The 19,717-nt window shown below is 41.2% G+C and carries 21 protein-coding genes; 13 read left to right on the top strand and 8 right to left on the bottom strand.

From position 1 onward, the window contains the following. The first annotated feature begins 147 nt into the window (after positions 1-147). The 8 genes from ABM313_RS01450 (at position 148) to ABM313_RS01415 (ending at position 9,419) form a co-directional block, all read left to right on the top strand. Positions 148-504, top strand: coding sequence for a winged helix-turn-helix domain-containing protein (locus tag ABM313_RS01450; protein WP_434685929.1), 357 nt, complete (start codon positions 148-150; stop codon positions 502-504). 92 nt (positions 505-596) lie between these two features. Next, positions 597-3,899: an NACHT domain-containing protein gene (locus ABM313_RS01445; protein WP_434685928.1), complete on the top strand. Its 3,303-nt coding sequence runs from the start codon at positions 597-599 to the stop codon at positions 3,897-3,899. Continuing rightward, on the top strand, positions 3,896-5,182 hold the full coding sequence (locus ABM313_RS01440) for an AAA family ATPase (RefSeq protein ID WP_434685927.1): 1,287 nt from the start codon (positions 3,896-3,898) through the stop codon (positions 5,180-5,182). The genes ABM313_RS01445 and ABM313_RS01440 overlap by 4 nt, the downstream gene beginning before the upstream one ends. After that, a complete protein-coding gene (locus tag ABM313_RS01435) occupies positions 5,179-5,949 on the top strand; it encodes a DUF4276 family protein (protein WP_434685926.1) in 771 nt (256 codons plus the stop codon). The genes ABM313_RS01440 and ABM313_RS01435 overlap by 4 nt, the downstream gene beginning before the upstream one ends. A 180-nt stretch (positions 5,950-6,129) precedes the next feature. Next, complete coding sequence (locus ABM313_RS01430; RefSeq protein WP_434685925.1) at positions 6,130-6,387, top strand: hypothetical protein; 258 nt, start codon at positions 6,130-6,132, stop codon at positions 6,385-6,387. A 4-nt stretch (positions 6,388-6,391) separates the two neighbouring features. Further along, positions 6,392-6,718 carry a type II toxin-antitoxin system RelE family toxin gene (locus tag ABM313_RS01425; protein ID WP_434685924.1) on the top strand — a complete coding sequence of 109 codons (327 nt, stop codon included), beginning with the start codon at positions 6,392-6,394 and terminating at the stop codon, positions 6,716-6,718. 332 nt (positions 6,719-7,050) lie between these two features. Continuing rightward, positions 7,051-8,454 carry a 9,9'-di-cis-zeta-carotene desaturase gene (zds, locus tag ABM313_RS01420; protein ID WP_434685923.1) on the top strand — a complete coding sequence of 468 codons (1,404 nt, stop codon included), beginning with the start codon at positions 7,051-7,053 and terminating at the stop codon, positions 8,452-8,454. A gap of 47 nt (positions 8,455-8,501) precedes the next feature. Then, positions 8,502-9,419, top strand: coding sequence for a histone deacetylase family protein (locus ABM313_RS01415; protein ID WP_434685922.1), 918 nt, complete (start codon positions 8,502-8,504; stop codon positions 9,417-9,419). Here the strand turns inward: ABM313_RS01415 and ABM313_RS01410 are convergent. The 6 genes from ABM313_RS01410 to ABM313_RS01385 all read right to left on the bottom strand — a co-directional run bounded on the left by ABM313_RS01410 (position 9,414) and on the right by ABM313_RS01385 (position 13,276). After that, on the bottom strand, positions 9,414-10,052 hold the full coding sequence (locus ABM313_RS01410) for a Uma2 family endonuclease (RefSeq protein ID WP_434685921.1): 639 nt from the start codon (positions 10,050-10,052) through the stop codon (positions 9,414-9,416). The two genes, ABM313_RS01415 and ABM313_RS01410, sit on opposite strands and share 6 nt — an antisense overlap. Positions 10,053-10,169: 117 nt before the next feature. Further along, positions 10,170-11,492 (bottom strand): PrsW family glutamic-type intramembrane protease, encoded by a 1,323-nt coding sequence (locus ABM313_RS01405; RefSeq protein WP_434685920.1) that lies wholly within the window; start codon positions 11,490-11,492, stop codon positions 10,170-10,172. Positions 11,493-11,571: 79 nt separating this feature from the next. After that, entirely contained in the window at positions 11,572-12,276 is a 705-nt protein-coding gene (gene bioD / locus ABM313_RS01400) for a dethiobiotin synthase (RefSeq protein WP_434685919.1), read from the bottom strand. A 104-nt stretch (positions 12,277-12,380) separates the two neighbouring features. Continuing rightward, positions 12,381-12,605, bottom strand: coding sequence for a type II toxin-antitoxin system HicB family antitoxin (locus ABM313_RS01395; RefSeq protein ID WP_434685918.1), 225 nt, complete (start codon positions 12,603-12,605; stop codon positions 12,381-12,383). A 6-nt stretch (positions 12,606-12,611) separates the two neighbouring features. Next, entirely contained in the window at positions 12,612-13,022 is a 411-nt protein-coding gene (locus ABM313_RS01390; RefSeq protein WP_434685917.1) for a type II toxin-antitoxin system VapC family toxin, read from the bottom strand. After that, entirely contained in the window at positions 13,016-13,276 is a 261-nt protein-coding gene (locus tag ABM313_RS01385) for a hypothetical protein (RefSeq protein WP_190579799.1), read from the bottom strand. The genes ABM313_RS01390 and ABM313_RS01385 overlap by 7 nt, the downstream gene beginning before the upstream one ends. Positions 13,277-13,462: 186 nt before the next feature. Between ABM313_RS01385 and ABM313_RS01380 the strand changes: the two genes are divergently transcribed. The 3 genes from ABM313_RS01380 (at position 13,463) to ABM313_RS01370 (ending at position 14,673) form a co-directional block, all read left to right on the top strand. Further along, positions 13,463-13,753: a hypothetical protein gene (locus ABM313_RS01380; RefSeq protein WP_434685916.1), complete on the top strand. Its 291-nt coding sequence runs from the start codon at positions 13,463-13,465 to the stop codon at positions 13,751-13,753. A 435-nt stretch (positions 13,754-14,188) separates the two neighbouring features. Continuing rightward, on the top strand, positions 14,189-14,422 hold the full coding sequence (locus tag ABM313_RS01375) for a hypothetical protein (protein ID WP_434685915.1): 234 nt from the start codon (positions 14,189-14,191) through the stop codon (positions 14,420-14,422). 77 nt (positions 14,423-14,499) lie between these two features. Beyond that, positions 14,500-14,673, top strand: a complete 174-nt coding sequence (locus tag ABM313_RS01370; RefSeq protein WP_434685914.1) for a hypothetical protein — start codon at positions 14,500-14,502, stop codon at positions 14,671-14,673. A gap of 32 nt (positions 14,674-14,705) precedes the next feature. On the opposite strand, the gene trpE is transcribed toward ABM313_RS01370, so the two are convergent. Together trpE and ABM313_RS01360 are read right to left on the bottom strand one after the other, a co-directional pair. Beyond that, on the bottom strand, positions 14,706-16,205 hold the full coding sequence (gene trpE, locus ABM313_RS01365) for an anthranilate synthase component I (protein WP_434685913.1): 1,500 nt from the start codon (positions 16,203-16,205) through the stop codon (positions 14,706-14,708). A 560-nt stretch (positions 16,206-16,765) separates the two neighbouring features. Next, positions 16,766-18,358 carry an NAD(P)H-quinone oxidoreductase subunit 4 gene (locus ABM313_RS01360; RefSeq protein ID WP_434685912.1) on the bottom strand — a complete coding sequence of 531 codons (1,593 nt, stop codon included), beginning with the start codon at positions 18,356-18,358 and terminating at the stop codon, positions 16,766-16,768. A 326-nt stretch (positions 18,359-18,684) separates the two neighbouring features. On the opposite strand from ABM313_RS01360, the gene psbU reads away from it, so the two are divergent. Together psbU and ABM313_RS01350 are read left to right on the top strand one after the other, a co-directional pair. Continuing rightward, positions 18,685-19,068, top strand: a complete 384-nt coding sequence (gene psbU, locus ABM313_RS01355) for a photosystem II complex extrinsic protein PsbU (RefSeq protein ID WP_434685911.1) — start codon at positions 18,685-18,687, stop codon at positions 19,066-19,068. A gap of 176 nt (positions 19,069-19,244) precedes the next feature. After that, a complete protein-coding gene (locus ABM313_RS01350) occupies positions 19,245-19,595 on the top strand; it encodes a hypothetical protein (RefSeq protein ID WP_434685910.1) in 351 nt (116 codons plus the stop codon). The last annotated feature ends 122 nt before the right edge of the window (positions 19,596-19,717 follow it).

Raw genomic sequence — 19,717 nt, 5'->3', positions numbered from 1 at the left:
TACGATGAGCGATATCGTCATAGTATAGCAATCTGTACGATCAAGCGTTATTGAGGGATTACTCTGTGTTATATAACAAAATCCATGATATACCTATTATATAGGTTAGATAAGCTTTATAGTAGGTATATATTTAAGCTGAAAGACATGCTGAAAGAACTTTTTGGTGGTAAAGCACCTGAGCAGGTTTTGCTATATCTTGCCAATTATGACGAAGGGTATGGAAAGGCGATCGCTGATACCTATGGTGTTGCTTTGAGTACTGTCCAAAAACAACTCCAGAAGTTTGAAGACTCAGGACTGCTAGTGAGCCGTTCGGTAGGAAAAACCCGTCTCTATACATGGAATCCGCGATCGCCTTTTGTCGAACAGGTCAAACTGCTGCTAGCTCAGCGTCTCAAGTTAACTCCTGAAGAAGAAATAAAAGCTTATTACCGTCAACGTCGTCGTCCTCGCCGAGCAGATAAACCTCTTGTTAATCCACGAAGACTTAACCCTAGTTGACCGCAAAATAGACTTTATCCAGTTATCCAAATCCTGAAATGATGATGAAACTTGGGCTAAAATAGCAAGAGCTTTTCTAGAGTTAGTACAATATGTCAAAGGGTGCTTGGCAAAGGTTATGTGAGATTCTCACCACCGATATTCCGATCTCTGAATTTACGCAGGGAACAGTTGATACGGGCAAAACTTTTATAGAGTTAGCTAAATCAATAAACGAGAACCGTTCACTTTCTGAGCTAGCACCCTTGATTGGTCAGGTTTCTTCGGTATTAGATGTTTTAAATTTGCCCATTGTGCAAGTGGTTGGTTCTGCTTTGCCATTGGTGGGAATTGCCAGTAAGTTGCTGCAATTTTCTTTAGATAGAGCAAAGGTGGAGCTATCTTTTGCAGATTGTGTTGAACTTGTGGGACAAGAGGCATACTTAGAGAGCTTTAAAAACTTTCTAAACAGAGATGAAAATCAGCAATTGCTGAAAAAATTAGAAGATGCAAAGGCTTCCGATCGCCTTCAAAAGAAAATTGCAGAATTGGGTAGGAGTCTTTCACTCAATGACAATGAGGCTTGCGAAGTACTGGATTGTTTTCATGAGTCGAAGTTGGCAAAGGCAATGAATCCGATTCTGGCTGAGCGCTTGATTGAGTCAGGTATGGGAGAGTCTGCTGCTAAGATTGTTGTTGAGAGGGTGTCACGGCTAACGCATCGAGAAACAAAGTTTGTTTTGACTAAGTTGAAAGACAAGGTTGAAAGTCTAAGAGCGGTTTATGGGGGAGATTGGCAAAGCGATAGTAAAACCTATCTGAGCATAGATCGCTATTTAGAAGATTTCATTGCAAAGCAGCCTAGTGAGTCAGTTTTTGACGATAATTTTGGATTTAAAGATATCTATGTAGAGTTAAAGATTGCGGAGATTGCAAAAGATGGTAGCAATAGCGAACCTCAATTTATTGAAGAATGGGCGCTAGGTTTACTCAATGATGAGAGCAAATCGGGACAGGTACTATTTATCCAAGGGGAACCAGCGCGAGGGAAAAGTGTGTTTTGTCGGATGTTTGTTGATCGCGTTAGGCGAGAGCTATATCCAATTTGGATTCCGATTTTAATTAGATTGCGGGATATTACGGATTCCGTAGATCACTTTGATACATTTCTAAGTTATGCAGTAAAGAGAACATTTACAATTGGGGAGGAATGGCTCAACAATCCTAATACTCGCTTTTTGTTTGTATTGGATGGATTTGATGAGCTTCTTCTAGAACGTATTAGAGATCTCAAGCTCAAAGATTTTCTGGATCTGGTATCTGAGTTTCAAACTAAGTGTCAGGAAAATAGTGAGCGTGGTCATAGAGTAATTATTACAGGTAGACCACTTGCACTGTTTGGGATTGAGAAAGATATGCCCGACAATTTGGAACGGGTGAAAATCCTCGATATGAGTGCAGAATTACAGGAGAAATGGTTACAGAAGTGGGCAAAACTTAAAGGTGCAGATAAAGCTCAAGAATTTAAGGATTTTCTAAGTGATCTAAACTGTCCTGAACAGGTTAAAACATTAGCGAAAGAGCCGATGCTAATGTACTTTTTGGCAGCAATGCACACGGATGGAAACCTTAAGATTGAAAACTTTCAAAATGCGGGAAATAGTACCAAAATTTTGATTTATGAGCAGACATTGGATTGGGTTCTAGATAAACAACGCTCCAAAGGCAGAAAAAATCTCAATCAAGATTTGACAAAATTAGACAAAGAAGAACTTCGCTATATCTTGAAAGAAGCTGGTTTATGTGTTGTACAGTCTGGAGGAATATTTACTACCTTGGATGCTATAAAAGACAGATTAGAGCTTGATCTGGTTACTAAACTGAAAGCTCATGCAGAACATGAAGAAGGTAATTTGCCCATAGCATTAGCAACTTTCTATTTAAAATCATCAGATACCAAAGATAATTCAATGGAATTTCTGCACAAGAGTTTTGGTGAGTTTCTTTGTGCAGAGAGATTTGTTGATAATTTAATGAAATGGTCGCAGCAAAAGCCAGATCTAAGTAATCCTCATCTTCAAGTTTGGAAAGTGGATAAGAAAGATTTAGAGTGGCAGGTATACGACTTATTTGGTTTTGGAGCGCTGACTTCTGAGATTGTGGAATATTTGACAGCTTTGATTAAAAAGGAATTTAAAGACAAAGATGATGATTTTGTGAGGTTGTTTGAGCGCTTATATGGGTTTTATTGGGCTTGGAGTAATGGAGAATTTATTGATGCGGTTGATTCGGATGGAGAGCCTATACCACTTAAGAAAGCCCGTTTAATGCAGAAGCAATGTTTTCCAATCGGGCAACGTAAGGTTGATGTTTATACTGGCTTGAATGTTTTGATTTTAATGTTTACTTTCCATCGTTATGCTCAGGTAAAATCAGAACTAAAAGACAAAGTTTCATTCCATCCTTGCAAATATAGTTCAAAAGATGGAGCGACCGATGACTCAACTCGATTGCTCCGTATCATTGGTTATGGGCAATGTCTTAGAAATGGTGGTTTTAAGGATATAGTCAGCAAATTTTTAACTAACGTAAATTTCAGTAGCACAGACCTCCGTGGCGCAAACCTCCGTGGCGCAAACCTCCGTGGCGCAGTCCTATTCCTAGTATACCTCAGTGGCGCAGACCTCGGTAGCGCAGACCTCGGCGGCGCAAACCTCCGTGGCGCAATGCTCCGTGGCACAGACCTCCGTGGCGCATTCCTCGATGGCGCAAACCTCCGTGGCACATACTTCGGTGGCGCAGACCTCCGTGGCGCAGACCTCCGTGATGCAAACCTCAGTGGCGCATACCTAGGTGGCGCAGACCTCAGTGGTGCAGACCTCGGTGGCGCAGACCTCCGTGATATTTCATCAAATGAAAGTAAAATCTGGTCAAATGCTAGAGGCTTACATAAAGCAATTAATGTATCTGACGCTTTAGCTAGCAATCCGCAATTTAGAGCGGCAGTTTTGCTATGCAATGGATCTGATTTAGTTGTTTCTGGTGATGTGGATAGTGCAATTGCTGCTTATACTGAAGCCCAAACCATCGATCCGAATTTAGAGATTTCTGCGTTCTACTGGAATCAATTAGGCTGGTTTGGTAGTCTACATAATCGCGCCAATGATGTTCTATTTGCCTGTGACAAACTTGTTGAGCTAGGGGACTCTGCTGATACTCGTGGTCTCGCAAGAGCATTAACTGGCAATTTGACTGGTGCAATTGAGGACTTTGAAGCAGCAATCAACAGTGGGGAACTTGAGGAAGAAATACTAGAAAAGCGACAACGTTGGCTTGAAGTTTTAAAATCTGGACTTAACCCATTTACACCCGAAGAACTAGAAGCCTTGAGAACTAGTGAGGGGGCAACATCATGAACATAAAATGTATTAGCGAAGTCAGCGCCCAAAGATATAAAAATCTTGACTTAGATCAAGGTTTAAAACTTAGCGAAGGATTGAACATATTTATCGGTTCTAATGGCTCTGGCAAAAGTAACTTTATTAGCTTATTAAAGTTTTTAAAAGTTGGTATTTTAGATGAATTTTTGTCGGACAAAGATGGCATTAAACATTTCATAAAATCTACATCTCTGTTAGGCTATTCTAAAATGCTAAGTGCATCAGATGCTCCACCAGAGAAAGTGGATTTAATATTTACATTTGCTATTAATAATTTTATTAATAATGAGGTAAATTTCTATTTATCATTCCTATGTTCTTCTAAAAGATTTCCACAAATTCACACAGAATCATTGTCTGTATATAATCCGAAAAAAGATGTTAAACCTTTATACTATTACCAATTTCCATACAAATCAAACGAATATGGAGCTATTTTTGATACTGAAGATGGTTTGCATTTAAGATGTACTAAAGTAAACGAAATTCCATCTAATGAAATTGGCTTAACTATTATGCCGAAATTACTAGAGGGTATAAAAGATCTTCCAAAAACAGAAACTCTATTTAATATTCGCCGCCAAATCATTAACCTTATCTCTGATTGGCGATTTTATAGTGCTAATAATATGAATCTCAAAGAGATTCGTAATGCAGAACCAGAAATCGGATCTCCAGAGAAATATCTCAATCCTGACTGTGAAAACCTAGCCCTAGTCCTAGACAACCTCATCCAAGAAAGCATCGACTTTGAAGACCAACTCAACGTCATCATGCGTGACATCGTGCCACAAACAAAACGCATTCGCCCCATCAGAACAGGCAGAACCAGAATTAGCATTGAATGGCACTTACAAAATACCAAACGTCCTCTATACCTTGATGAAATGTCCGATGGTACAGTCAGAATGCTATGTTGGGCAATCATCCTCAACTCTCCTAACTTACCCTCCCTCATCGTCATTGACGAGCCAGAAGTCGGCTTACATGTTCAATGGTTGAGCTACCTCGCCGAATGGATTAAAAACGCCGCCGCTAGAACACAGGTGATCATCACTACCCATAGCCCCGACCTATTGGATAAGTTCACAGACCGCCTCGAAAATGTCCATGTCTTTGAAGCCTCCAACCCAGAACAAACCCTATTCCATGTCAAAACTCTATCCAGAGAACGCCTCCAAGATCGCCTAGATGAAGGTTGGGAACTTGGCGATTTGTATCGAGTAGGTGAACCTGAAATCGGAGGCTGGGCGCTGTGATCGTATGGGTATTTGCAGGAGGCGGACAATCAGAAATATCAGGACTACTTCCCTACTTACGCAGAGAATTTCCAAATTGTGACTTCCAAAGAGTGACACCAGTTAGTAATAAGGAAGGAATAAAACCCAACAAATTAGGCGCAAAACCTAAGACAAATCGAGCATCTCAAGGCTTGACGGGTAAATCATTGCTCAAAGAAATTGAGGAGAGATTAAATCATAAATTCAGATTAAACGATCCCATATGCGATCTGATTTTGATTTTTGACGATCTCGACTATCCACCCCAAGGCACTAACGATCCAAACGAGTTCTGTCAACAGAAATCTCAAGAATTTATAGATCTCCTCAATCATGTATGGCAAAATAACCCAAACATTCCGCCAGTTAATCACATCATCGGATTCGCCAAACCCGAATTAGAGTCTTGGGTGATAGCCGATTGGGAGCAAACCTTAGCCAGAGACCCCGACTTTCGCGATAAATGTAAGGCAATGCAGCACTGGCTCGTAAGCGATCGCCAACTATCCTTTAGCAATCCCGAAAATTTTGGACTAGATCCCGCATTTCCACAGAGCTATCATCAAAAACTTTCCAACGCTATTATCCAAGCCTCAGAACAAAAAGAAGGAATGAGATATTCCAAACAACTACATACCGCCCGTTTTATCAAACAACTTGACTCGGCGATCGCCCAACAAAAATGTCCAGAGTTCCGCAAGTTTTTTACCAGTCTGACACGACTCACTCAAAAAGCTAAAAGCTAAACGCCATAAACCATATAGCCAAACAAGATTACAATATGTTGTTAATCAATATTCATGATTAAAAAAATGCTATCAATCACCTTAGATCAAGAAACAGTAAGCTACTTAGCAGAAAGTATTGCTCAAGAAAATCGCAAATAAATTATCAACGCTAAAATAAAAAATAGGAGAATTAAAGCTATGACGATCGCCCAAATTGAAAACCTTATTCGTTACGTCACCAATTCAGAAGGCAAAACAACCGATGTGCTTGTCCCCTTAGAGATTTGGCAACAGCTAATCCATTCCTTAAACACTGACAATATTAGTGGATTAGCTTGGATTGATGAACAAGAACCCAAAGAACAAATATTAGCCGACTTACAAGAATCGGTAAGGCTTGCCGCAGCAGGACAAACATTCCCAGTATCACAACTTTGGGAAGACGCTACAACATAAACCTATGATCGAAGTTCGTTTTACCTTACCCTTCATTCGCCGCCTAAAACCACTAACTAAACGTTATCGCAAAATTCAATCTGACATCCAACCAATAATCGAACAGCTACAAAATGGAAATCTTATCGGCGATCAAATCACTGGTCTAGACTTCACCATCTTTAAAGTTCGTGCCAAAAACAGTGATATTCCCACAGGAAAAAGCGGCGGTTATCGCGTTATCTATCAAGTGATTTCACCTGAATTAATCTTGCTTTTACTCATCTATGCAAAATCAGATCAAGCAGACGTTAGCCTAGACGAGATTGAAGACGCTATTAGCAAGGCATAGCTAAAAATGACGACTTTACTGATTTGTTACTAAGATCGCCACATTAGACAATGATTTTGACATCTATCGCCGTTATCGCAAACAACCATTTGAGCGCATATTTTTATCATATAGCTGTCGCTAAGTGTATCAGGACATAAAACCCAAAAGAGAGTTGCGGCGCGAAGCGCCGCAACTCTCTTTTGGGTTTTGATTTTGTCCTAACATGACTGGCGACAGCTAAAGTTTCCTTGGCGATAGGCGATCGCTATCCCCCAATGACCCAAACAAGATTACAATATGTTAAGCAAAACTTAACAACAAGGTAACGACAGTCAGGGTCGAGCATAAACATGAAAGCAGTGATTATTGGTGCAGGCTTAGCAGGTATGAGTACTGCCGTAGAGCTTAGCGAACAAGGATATGAGGTAGAACTTTTTGAATCCCGTCCCTTTGTGGGCGGCAAAGTCAGCAGTTGGCTAGACAAAGATGGCAACCATATCGAAATGGGCTTGCACGTATTTTTTGGCTGCTACTACAACCTCTTTGCACTGATGAAAAAAACAGGCGCATTCGAGCATCTCCGCCTCAAGGAACATACCCATATTTTCGTGAATCCAGGTGGCGCACAGGCTGCCCTCGATTTTCGCAACTTTGGCGGCGCACCCTTTCATGGTCTGAAAGCATTCGTAACCACAGGACAATTACCACTTAAAGACAAAATCCAAAATGCGATCGCGATCGGGCGGAGTCCCTTAATTCGCGGCTTAGTCGATCATGTTGGCGCAATGAAAGAAATCCGCGCCCTCGACAACATTAGTTTTAAAGATTGGTTTTTGGGGATGGGCGGATCGCAAGCGAGTCTCGATTTAATGTGGGATGCGATCGCCTACGGATTAGGCTTTATCGACTGCGAAAATATTTCCGCACGCTGTATGCTCACCATCTTCCAATTCTTTGCATCGAGAACTGAAGCTTCGATTTTGCGAATGCTCGAAGGTGCGCCCGATGAGTTTTTGCATAAGCCCATTGTGAAACTAATTGAATCTAAAGGTGGCAAAATTCATTTGCGTCGTGGTGTGCGTGAAGTTCTCTTTGAAGGCGAAGGCGAAGATACTCGCGTCACAGGTTTGATCATTGGCAAAGAAGATGGCGAAGAAATCGTGAATGCTGATGTGTATATCTGCGCCACTGATGTTCCAGGAGTAAAGAGAATCATTCCTGAGAAATGGCGTGCATGGTCACAATTTGACAATATCTATAAGCTTGATGCTGTGCCTGTAATTACCGTGCAACTACGCTTTGATGGTTGGGTAACGGATATTGATAATTTGCTTTATGCCATTAAAGTAGATTTCTCCACCTTTGCCGATTTGGCAATTACTAGCCCCACTGACTATTACAAAGAAGGCGAAGGTTCCCTATTGCAATTAGTAATTACCCCTGCGGATGATTACATTAAGCTCAGTAATGAAGCGATCGTTGAGAAGATGATTGCTCAAGTGCATCAGATTTTCCCTTCTTCTAATAAACTGAATGTCACTTGGTCAAGTGTGGTCAAACTGGCGCAGTCGCTCTATCGAGAAGCCCCTGGTAAAGATCCCTTCCGTCCAACTCAAGCTACACCTGTAAAGAACTTCTTCCTCGCAGGCAGCTACACAATGCAAGATTACATCGACAGCATGGAAGGCGCGACACTTTCAGGCAAGATGTGCGCCGCAGAAGTGATTAAGAGCAAGCAGTTAGCGAAAGTATAGAAGCAAGAACCGTGCAATGCACGGTTTTTGCTTTTTGATTAGGAATCATGGATTTACCTCTTATCTATCATCCCAATTACGTCGCGCCGATCGCTAATACCAATCGCTTTCCGATGGAAAAGTTTCGCTTGCTGTATGAGATTTTACTGGCTGATGGTGTGGCGCGATCTGAGCAATTTTTTCAGCCAGAATTACCAGACTTAGATGCGATCGCCTTAGTCCATGATCGCGAATATGTGGATGCTTATTGGCAAGGCAATCTCGCCCCCAAGGCTCAGCGCCGCATTGGATTACCTTGGAGTCCCGAACTCGCCTATCGCACAAGAATCGCTGTTGGTGGCACATTATTAACTGCAAGGCTAGCCTTAGCTCATGGATTAGCTTGCAACACCGCAGGGGGAACCCATCATGCTTTTCCTAGCTATGGTTCAGGCTTTTGTATATTTAACGATCTGGCGATCGCTTCCCAAGTTTTACGCCAAGAAGGTTTAGTCAAGAAGATATTAATCGTTGATTTGGATGTGCATCAAGGCGATGGCACGGCTCTCATTTTTCAGGACGAGCCAGATGTATTTACCTTCTCGATGCATTGCCAAATTAACTTTCCGTCTGTTAAACAATTTAGCGATCGCGATGTTCCCTTACGGGAGGGAATGGAAGACGATGAATACTTACGCACTCTGGCTAATCATTTACCAGATTTATTAACGGAATTTAAACCCGACCTCGTACTCTACGATGCAGGAGTCGATCCGCATATAGGCGATCGCTTAGGCAAATTGGCTCTTACCGATGCGGGACTCTATCGTCGCGATATGCAGGTTTTGAGTACCTGTATTTCTCAAGGGTTTCCCGTTGCCTGTGTGATTGGTGGTGGTTATTGCGAAGATATGCGATCGCTAGTTTATCGACATTCCCTATTACATCGCGCTGCCAGTGAGATCTATCGACAATATCGGCTATAGCCCTTGACGAAATACTTTGAGTGCAGATTTTGGTTCCGCCATTAGTAAGCAACGGGTGAGTAGTTCTAAATCGAGATTAGGCAAGCATTCACTTTGGTTGATCGCCTCATAGCCACTTTCACGTAACCGATACAGCGAAAACTTACCATCTTCCCAAAACCAAACCTCTTTTGTATGAAAGCGCCGATAACGCTCTAACTTCGCTACATTTCCACTCGTAAAAATCACCTCAATTGCTAAATCGCGATCACCTAATTTATTGCCAAAACAAAAAGATAAATCTGGCTCAACACTTGCACCTTTAGCTTCTGATTCTAGAGTAGCGCTACCTGTCGGAATAAAATCGATATCCTTTTCTGCAAAATAAATCCCCAATAACATCGAGAGTAAATGCACGATGATTTCATGGGCAGCCGATGTAGTCATGATCTCGATAAGCCCGTCAAGATAATTGAGATGGATATTACGCGAATCACCAATTAAAGCAGAAAGTGTCTTAAATTCTTTCCATGAATATCGATTCGGAAAAACAAAATGCTGAGATTCCGTCTCTTTAGATATCTGATTTAGTTCTGTGGATTGTGATGATACTTGAGCAATCACGGGTTTATAGAGATAGTGGTAACTAATCACATATGTAGAGAAACTATAGCACACCCATAATTTCGCTAATAAAGAACCAATATTTTTGTGGCGCAGTGAAGCTGCGCCACAAAAATATCAAATCGCTGAATCTTTACTACCAGATTTCTATACCTTTGAAGAAAAGCTATGAGCCTTGAGAATTGCTGCTACTAGAAACGCATAGGAAATACCGCCGACTATTGCTAATAGCCAAAAACTGACTAAAGCACTCGTATTCCAAAGGGCATGAAGCAACGCCGAACTGAGATATCCAATTGTGAGAATTTGCCAACGAAGGGAAGGCTTCATAATACTCAACCCAATGAAATAGCCAAAATAACCGCTATATGCCATATGTCCCGCCACAGAGCCAAGTACACGGGGAATCAATAATTGCAGCCCTGTCAGTTCCGCAATCTCAGAACTCCCTGCTTGATTTGCCACACTCTGCACAATACTGGGTACATATAACCCCAAGGTTTCCGTCAGCGTAAAACCCACTGCCGAAGCCGCACCGATCAAAATTCCATCTAATGGTTCGCTAATACCTACACGCGATCGCCATTTCTTCCCCAGTCGTAACCCCATAAACCAGAGCGCAAATACTGGCAAAGCCTTAAGCAACTCTTCCATTAAACCCGCCCCAAAAAACATCGCAATCAGAACACTGATAAAGCTAACTTGCCCCGTTGGTGCAGTCCCTGGTAGAACTTTATAAAAGAACCACAGAAAAATATTTAAAATCGGGCTTCTAAGAATCAACGCCGTAAATATTGCTGCGCCTAAAATTACCCACCAAGGTTTATTTTTGCCACAAAGTTGATAGACAAAATAATAGGCGGCTAGGCTGATATATACGGAAATTGTGAGGTTAAATAATTGGGGCTGTCCTAAAAAAGCAAACATCATCACCACAAAGCCCACTGTTGCAATCCCTGGTAAGAGATAGGCTTTTTTCCAAAGATCGTTACCTGTCGAAAAAATTGGTAATAACTTTGTCAGTGTGATACTTGTAATTTGCGATCGCGGACGTTTCCTAATATCTGTTTCTAAAGCTGTATCGGGACTAGACTCTAATTCAAATACAAACTGGGGACCACCTTTAGTTAGCTGGATGCGATCGCCATGCTTGAGTGGATAACAGCTATACAAACGACGGTCATTAATAAACGTGCCATTAGCGCTATCAAGATCGCAAATTTCCCACCCCTCAAACTTCTGCCTAGCATCTTGACGATTTTTCTGTTCCGCAAAAATGGGACGAATCTCCGCATGACGACGCGATACCGAGCCATAGATATTGATATCGATCGCCACTTCACAACTAGGATCACGCCCCAAGGTAATTACACGATCGCCCAAAGTCGCCACAATTTCACCATGATCAACATCTTGGCGATCAGCAGAAATTTGCTTGAGAAAAGCTATAGAAGTAAGGCGATCATACATAGCTTCATTTATATCATTAGTGTCGATACATAAAACCCAAAGATGAGTTGCAGCGCTTCGCGCTGCAACTCATCTTTGACTAAATTAGAATTCTTTCTATGTCTAACTCTGAAGCCGCACGCGCTAATTGTGAAAGATCGCTCAAATCTTGTATATAGGGCAAGATCCCTAAAACAGGAATAGAAGTAAGTCGCGAAATCATCTGCGGCGGTGCAAGTTCTTCTATTTCTTCAGATGTGTAAACTTGCGAACAACTCAGCACAATTCCTCTTAACTTAACTTTTTGTACATTCGCCAAAGCGACATTGGCGATCGCCTGAGAGATCGCTCCCAAACGTACAGGCACAACCAAAATACTGTCTAAAGCCCAATCTCTCGCCAAATCCGCCACGATATATTCATCGGTAATTGGTGAGCCTAAACCTCCCATAGCCTCAACTAATAGACATTCCTTCTGTTGTTGCAATTTTTGGAACTGTTGCCAAATCAACCCCAAATCAATTGCTTTTCCTTCTTTATAAGCAGCGATCGCAGGAGCGATCGGCGTTTCAAAATACAAAGGTGTAATTTCAGCAAGGGTTTGCGAAAGCGAGAAAGTCTGGTTGTAGAACTCGCGATCGCCCTCTCCCGACTGCAAAGGCTTATAAATGCCTAGGGATTTACTTGGTTCAGTTGGAGATACATTGCGATCGCGATAGGTCAGCCAATAAGCCGCTAAAGCTGCTGTTAAAACAGTCTTCCCTATACCCGTATCACTGCCAACAATCAATAGAGGTTTCGTCATTTAGTTAATATTCAGTAAAGTCTGGCTAAGTTCTATTTGTAATATTTATTAAGCTTAAATCTTAGTTTAGGCGAACGCCTTCACATGAGCAATTTCCCACTTAATCATTCTGATATTTTGCCATAGTAATATGGTTTATACTTCGGTAATGGTTCATTCTTTTCGATTGCAAGCTCTATTAGAATTTCGATCAGTTCCTTAGCATTTTGCAGTGCTTCAGAATATGTTTTGCCATGAGTGCAAGGTTGGTTGATGTTGGTAAAGTCTGGCAAGGAAACAACAAAGCATTTATCTTCATCAGACCATTGCAGTGTAATTGTATATTTCATAGGTTCTCAAATTAACGGTACACAATTAACTCCTAGCCCACTCATTTGACGAATATGCTCATCAAAAGAAACAATGGTAGGTATCTCTAATCGTTGAGACATAACTAATAGTGAACAGTCTGTATAACTCCATGTTTTGTCATTGTACCGTTGAAAAGATTCCCATACACATGTATCATCCATCTCAGATAGAGCAATATAACGATGTTCGTTTCGTAATATATGACCAATAGTGATTGAGTCTTTAATAGAAACTTTGACACGAAGCCAAGTGACGGTTTCATCAAAGACCGTTGAGATGATTACCCATCTTGTTTTAGGATTGGCGAAAAAGTAATCGCGTATTGCTTTATGGTGTTTTTCTGAGCCGACAAAAAAGGCTATAAGTGCTGATGTATCAAGAATAACTTCTAACATGAGAGATTCCCATACAAAATATCGTCAATCTGTTCGGCATAGTTTGTTTCAATGGTGGAAACATCAACGATATTCGTTTCTTTTGGCTGTGAAATTTGCAGTTTACCGCATAGTTGCCAAGTCTGTGTTTGTAGTAAAGTTGATTCACTATTAAGATATTGCTGAACTGCCTTCGCAACAATTTCTTGCAGGGAGAAGCCTGTTTGTTTGATTTTTGGTAGAAATTCATCGGGAATATCAACTGTAATTTGCATTGCTTAATTACCTGTATTTATTGATTACATTCTAGTTTAGGCGATCGCCCTGACATGAGCAATTTCGCGATCTCAAATTCCTAAGGAATACCCCTCTGCACAAAAAATTTGCTGCTCTTACTTGAATTTTCATAAAACAAAGATTATTGTCATAGTTAAATACAAAAAATCAAAAATGTAATCATAATGAGTATTGATCCTCAATCACTAACTCCAGTATATGTAACAGAGGAGATAAACCAACCATTGACTCTCTACGAAGGAGACATGAAATTTATTGGGAAACAAGGAGATCGGGATATCGTAGCTCATGGAACTGGAGTCGTAAAACTTAATTGGTTTCCCACAACAAGAATCAAATATTCTTTTGAATCTAACAATAGTGTTACATCTAATTTTAAAGAATCACATGTTTTAGAATTGGTCAATTTAAAGGTTTCCTGTAAGGCTAATGCTACTAAATATCAATTTCGGTAGGAATAAAAACAGAGGTTTCAGGCTTTTTACATGAGCCTGCTGTTATCACTTCTAATTCAAATCTTTCCTATGTAATATTTCACCTCACAAATTTTCATAGCTGTCAGCTTTTATTAGAAGCAAATGGATGGAAAGTAACGATTGCTCCATTAGAAAAAATCAAAGAACTGACTAACTCTCTAGAAGATGAGGGCGGATATGCAATTACCCATGTAGCTAAACTTGAAAAGAGCAACAAACATACATTTATACCAAAACACAAAATGGCATAGCCATTTTGTGTTTTTAAAACCCTTACTGGGTCTGGTTTTTAATTCACGAAAGTGTTGCCACTCTTTCGTGAATTGGTATTACCTCTGAAGAAGCACTAGATATTTTAAGTGGTTTATCTTCTTTTCTATCATTTGCTAGAGGATTGAAGAAAAGAAAATTAATATGCCTAAGGCAATTACGGAAGTTCGCAATAAGCTTACTCATCTTGAACAAAAGGAAAAAGTACATCCCAAAAGCATAAGAAAAGAAGCATGGCGCTTGAGTTTATGGTATTTAGAGCTTGTTCTTTTAGATCTTTTTAACTATCAAGGTGTCTACAAAAATCGTTTGAGATTCTATAGGGAAGGGGATTATGACGAACTACCTAAAGGCTCGATTCATAATCATTTAGTTTAATAAAATCGCTCTTTTACTCTCAACCGATGTTGGATTTTGGCGATCGCTTATTAAAATCATAGTTTTATCCGCAAGAGTTGATTAAGACCTGTTACAAACAGCGATCGCTAATCATCAAAGAGATAAATTTAGCGATCGCTATTTATCCCTTTCTGCTCTTTTGCGTTCTAGTTCCGCTAGTCTCTGCTCTAAATCCATCTTGTCAGACTCAATTGCATCGGATAAATGCGATCGCCATTAATCTCAACTAATAGATTTGAGCGATCGCATTCTCATTTATTCACTATCCCAAACAGCGCAACGACTCCAACATCCCTTTTGCTTTATTCAAGGTTTCTTGATATTCCTTCTCAGGATCGGAATCAGCTACCACACCAGCACCCGCCTGCACGCTAGCCGTTCCATCCTTCGTTACCATTGTCCGAATCGTGATGGCTGTGTTTAGCTGACCTTCAAAGTCATAGTAGCCATAGGCTCCAGCATAAGTGCCTCGGCGATCGCCTTCTAAGTTATGGATAATATCCATCGCTCGAATCTTTGGCGCACCGCTCACCGTACCCGCAGGGAAACAAGCCTGAAGCAGATCCCAAGCTGTTTTTTCTGGACGAATTTCACCAACGACATTGCTGACGATATGCATCACATGGGAATAAAGCTCAATCGACATCAACTCATCAACTTTCACCGTGCCACTTTTGCAAACACGACCGAGATCATTGCGACCCAAATCCACCAGCATCACATGTTCGGCAACTTCCTTCGGATCAGCGAGTAAATCCTTGGCTAGTTCCGCATCCTCCTTTGGTGTTGCACCTCTAGGGCGAGTCCCTGCGATCGGACGTAGGACTGTGCGCGATATTCCATCAACTACTTCCGCTTTGACCATAATTTCAGGGCTAGAGCCAATTAGCTGCCAATCCTTGAAGTTAAAAAATGCCATGTAAGGCGAAGGATTAACTACCCGCAAGGAACGATACAAACTAAATGGCTCACCCTTAAATTCTGTGGTTAAGCGTTGTGAAAGCACCACTTGAAAAATGTCACCAGCCTTAATATGCTCCTTGCCTTTTTCTACAGCTTGACAGAATTTTTCGCGAGTAACGTTACTGGTGTAACTCACAGGCGGTTGCAAGCGGGGATTTGTCCAAGTAATCGCTGTTTTTTGGCGATCTAGAGGCGATCGCAATTTATCCACCAGCACCGTTAAGCGATCGCAAGCTGATTTATAGGCTGTTTCCAGATCATTACCAGTACTCAAATCTGCATAGGCGATCGCCCAAACTTTGCGTTTGACCTGATCAAACACTAGCAAACTATCCACCTGCATCCATACACCATCAGGCGTGTCTCCCTCTTGGCAAGAAAATACAGGGACTTTCGGCTCGATCCAATTAATTAATTCATAGCCCCAATAGCCAAATAGTCCCCCTAAACTCGGCGGTAACTGGGGCAAATGCACAGGATGAATTGGTGCGAGGCAATTATTCAAATGCTGAAAGGGATTGCCTATAAATTCCTTCACTGTGCCATCGCGAAATGTCTGCGTGGTGCGATCGCCTCTGGCTTCTAGTACCCATAGAGGATCACAACCCAATAGGCTATAACGTCCAAGCCTCTCGCCGCCCTCAACTGACTCTAATAAAAAGCTATAGGGTTGACCTTGACAAACACGATACCAAGCCGAAACAGGCGTATCGAGATCGGCAACCAGTTCCATATATACAGGTACAAAATTGCCCTGCTGCGATAGCTTAATAAAGTCAGAATACTCAGGGAAAATCATGCGATCGGGATTTCTAAGAAATTTGCTGCAACTAGACTAAGATTTTATCGCGGTTTTCAGAAATAAGTAGATGAGCATATTAAAACCTAAAACCAAAGATTGTTCCGCCCGCGTAGCGGGCGGAACAATCTTTTCGGTTTTTAGTTTATTTATGCCTAGCTACTTACTATAAAATTCGTGCAAGTTAGAAATTTTGGTATCTCCAGTCAAGAGCGATCGCCTAATAAGTAGCTAGGCATAATTAATTACAAAGCAAAACCCGTAAAGTTGCGCCCCACAGGGGCGCAACTTTACGGGTTTTGGTAATTTATTTTGCACAGGTACTTAAGACTGGTGACAGCTATATAGCTACCGTCGATTGTGTTAGGACAAAATCAAAACCCAAGAAGAGAATGGCGGCGCTTCGCGCCGCCATTCTCTTCTTGGGTTTCATGTCCTCAAACACTTGGCGACAGCTATATTTTCAAGATATCCAAATTCTTAATCTTGTCGCATTTCTGCAAACCCTATAACCCAATATCGATAAAAAAAGAAGGTTCGCTAAGCGAACCTTCTTTAGTCTATTTACTTAAACTTGGTGCAGCCTGAGACTGTAGGCTTGCCAGACGTTTATTATCGTGTTTATTAGCCAGTGCTGGAACTGCCTCACGCAGAGTAGTCGCCAGTTGTGTCGTGGTCGAATCATAGATTTGAGTCACGATTTTTGGATAGAATCCGATGCCGATAATTGGAATTAATAGACAAGCGATGATGAAGACCTCACGAGGTTCTGCATCAACGAGATCTTGGTGGGAAGTGAGAGCTTTATTTTCCTGACCATAGAAAATTTCACGCAACATTGAGAGCAGATAGATAGGCGTTAAGATTACACCCACTGCCATCAACAGGAGGGCAATAACCTTAAATGTGCCACTATAAGCATCACTAGTAGCAAAGCCCACAAAAATCATCACCTCAGCGACAAATCCACTCATCCCTGGTAAAGCAAGGGAAGCAAGAGAGCAGGTAGTAAACATCGCAAAGATTTTTGGCATTTGCTGACCAACACCACCCATCTCATCAAGGATCAATGTGTGAGTGCGATCGTAGGTTGCGCCCACAAGGAAGAATAAGCTCGCGCCAATTAATCCGTGAGAGATCATTTGCAACATTGCGCCACTCGTACCGAGATCGGTGAATGAAGCTAAACCAATCAGCACAAAGCCCATATGGGAAATTGAGGAATAGGCAATTTTGCGTTTGAGACTACGCTGAGCAAAGGACGTAAGCGCCGCATAAATAATATTTACGATGCCCAAAACTACTAAGATCGGGGCAAAGTAAGCATGGGCTTCAGGTAACATGCCTGCATTCATCCGCATCAGCGCATAGCCACCCATTTTTAGCAAGATCCCTGCAAGAAGCATATGCACGGGTGCAGTTGCTTCACCGTGAGCATCAGGTAACCATGTATGCAAAGGGAAAATCGGTAACTTGACTCCATAGGAAATCAAGAATGCACCGTAAGCCAGCAATTGGAAGGTGAGGGGGTAGTTTTTATTAGCTAGTGCCGCCATGTCAAAGGTGACAGTATCACCATAAAATGCCATCGCCAGACCAGCAACAAGGATGAACAGTGACCCGATCGCCGTGTAAAGAATAAACTTCGTGGCAGCATATAGGCGCTTATATCCCCCCCAAATCGAGAGCAGTAGATATACAGGTATTAGCTCTAATTCCCACGTTAGGAAAAATAGCAGCATGTCCTGAACGGCAAATACAGCAATTTGTGCGCCATACATCGACAGCAACAAAAAGAAGAATAAGCGTGGCTTCAGAGTAACGGGCCAGGATGCCAAGATTGCTAATGTGGTGATAAATCCAGTCAGCAATACCAAAGGCATCGAGAGTCCATCAACACCCACTGACCAATTTAGCCCCAATTGGGGAACCCAAGAATAGCTCTCAACGAGTTGGAGGTTAGGGTTGCTGTAGTCATACTTTGTGCAGAAGGCATAGGCGATCGCCGCAAAGTCAATTAGTCCTACTAAAAGGGCAAACCAGCGAATGGTTTTGCCGTCACCTTTGTCTGGGACAAAGGCAACCATCAGGGACATAACTATGGGAAAGGCAATGATAAACGTGAGCCAAGGGAAGTTTTCGAGACTTAACATATTCAAAAGTAACCGTTGTAATTACCCACCCATTTTCTAGACAGTCATTTTACCTATGGTCACTTACCGACTCTGTAGTTGTTTATAGTTACTTAAACCTACGCGATCGCCATAAATCTGAAAATTAAGGCTGGGATCATTACAGTGAAGGGTATTACATCTTATTTACTGATTTAAAATCTATTTAAAGGATTGTAAAGAGAAGTTAACAAATGGAAATAATTATTTACATATACTTTATTTGCCAGCCCTAAGGTTTTGGGTTTCCACTTTTCTGCTAATCTCGAAAGTGAATAAATTATTTTTTTAATAGAGAGACTTTAGGCATGAAAGCACTTATACGCTTTTCTGTTTTATTAGTGGCGATCGCGTCAATTTTGACAACTGGCTTTTTAGGTTCTTTTGGCAGTAACTCTGCATTTGCCGAAGAATTACCTGCTACCAATTTTTATACACAAGATCTTAGCAAAATCGACCTGAACAACGCTAATATCAACACTTTCCGTCAAGTACGTGGTATGTATCCAACCTTAGGTCGGATCATTATTGAAAATGCGCCTTACAAGTCACTAACTGAGGTGCTAGAAATCGATGGTTTAAATGAAGCACAAAAAGAACTGATCAAAGCAAATGCTGACAAGTTCACTCTCAAAAAGCCTGATGAGTCTATGGGGCGTGAGCGGATTAACAACGCTAACTACAGATTGTAATTAAAGAGGCGCTTTGCGCCATGAATCAAAAAAAAGCAGCACTAAGTGCTGCTTTTTTTATTGTTAAACATCATCGCGATCATCGCGATCGCGATTGCACTGTATGTTGCTAAAATGTTACACATCGCAATAAAACAACAAATTCAACCCAATTTTAGAAAAGTAGGTATAAATACATGGCTCTTTTCGGCTTGTTTGGCAAAAAGGACAAAAAAGGGGATTCAGATAACACAGAATCATCTTATTTTCTTGATGAAGATTCCGCTAAAACCTTTGGCAACATTGATTACATGCGTACACCCAAGGCTGTCAAAAAGACATTTCCAACTATTAACGGTGTCAAAGGTGCTGAAATCACAGAAATCATATCAGCAACCGAGAAAACAGAAGGTTCTGAAATTAATGTTTCTACCAGTAGTGTTTCTGAACCAAAGCCACAACCCACATTTGAGCCAAAGATTAATACTCGCGTAGATTCGAGTATGGATATATTTCTCAACATGGCAAAAGATATTAAAAAGAAATAAATCCATAAAAAAAGAAGCGACGCAAAGCGTCGCTTCTTTTTTTATGGATTTCGGAAAACCGTCTAGATTTGATTTAGTGCTAATAACCTATACACCGTAAACTATCCTAGTAAATTGACCAC

Origin of the sequence: Pseudanabaena minima str. Chao 2107 (genome assembly GCF_051131155.1) — a bacterium.
GTDB lineage: Bacteria > Cyanobacteriota > Cyanobacteriia > Pseudanabaenales > Pseudanabaenaceae > Pseudanabaena > Pseudanabaena minima.
Note: the sequence above shows the minus strand (reverse complement) of the source record. Positions and strands in the feature narration are given on the sequence as shown.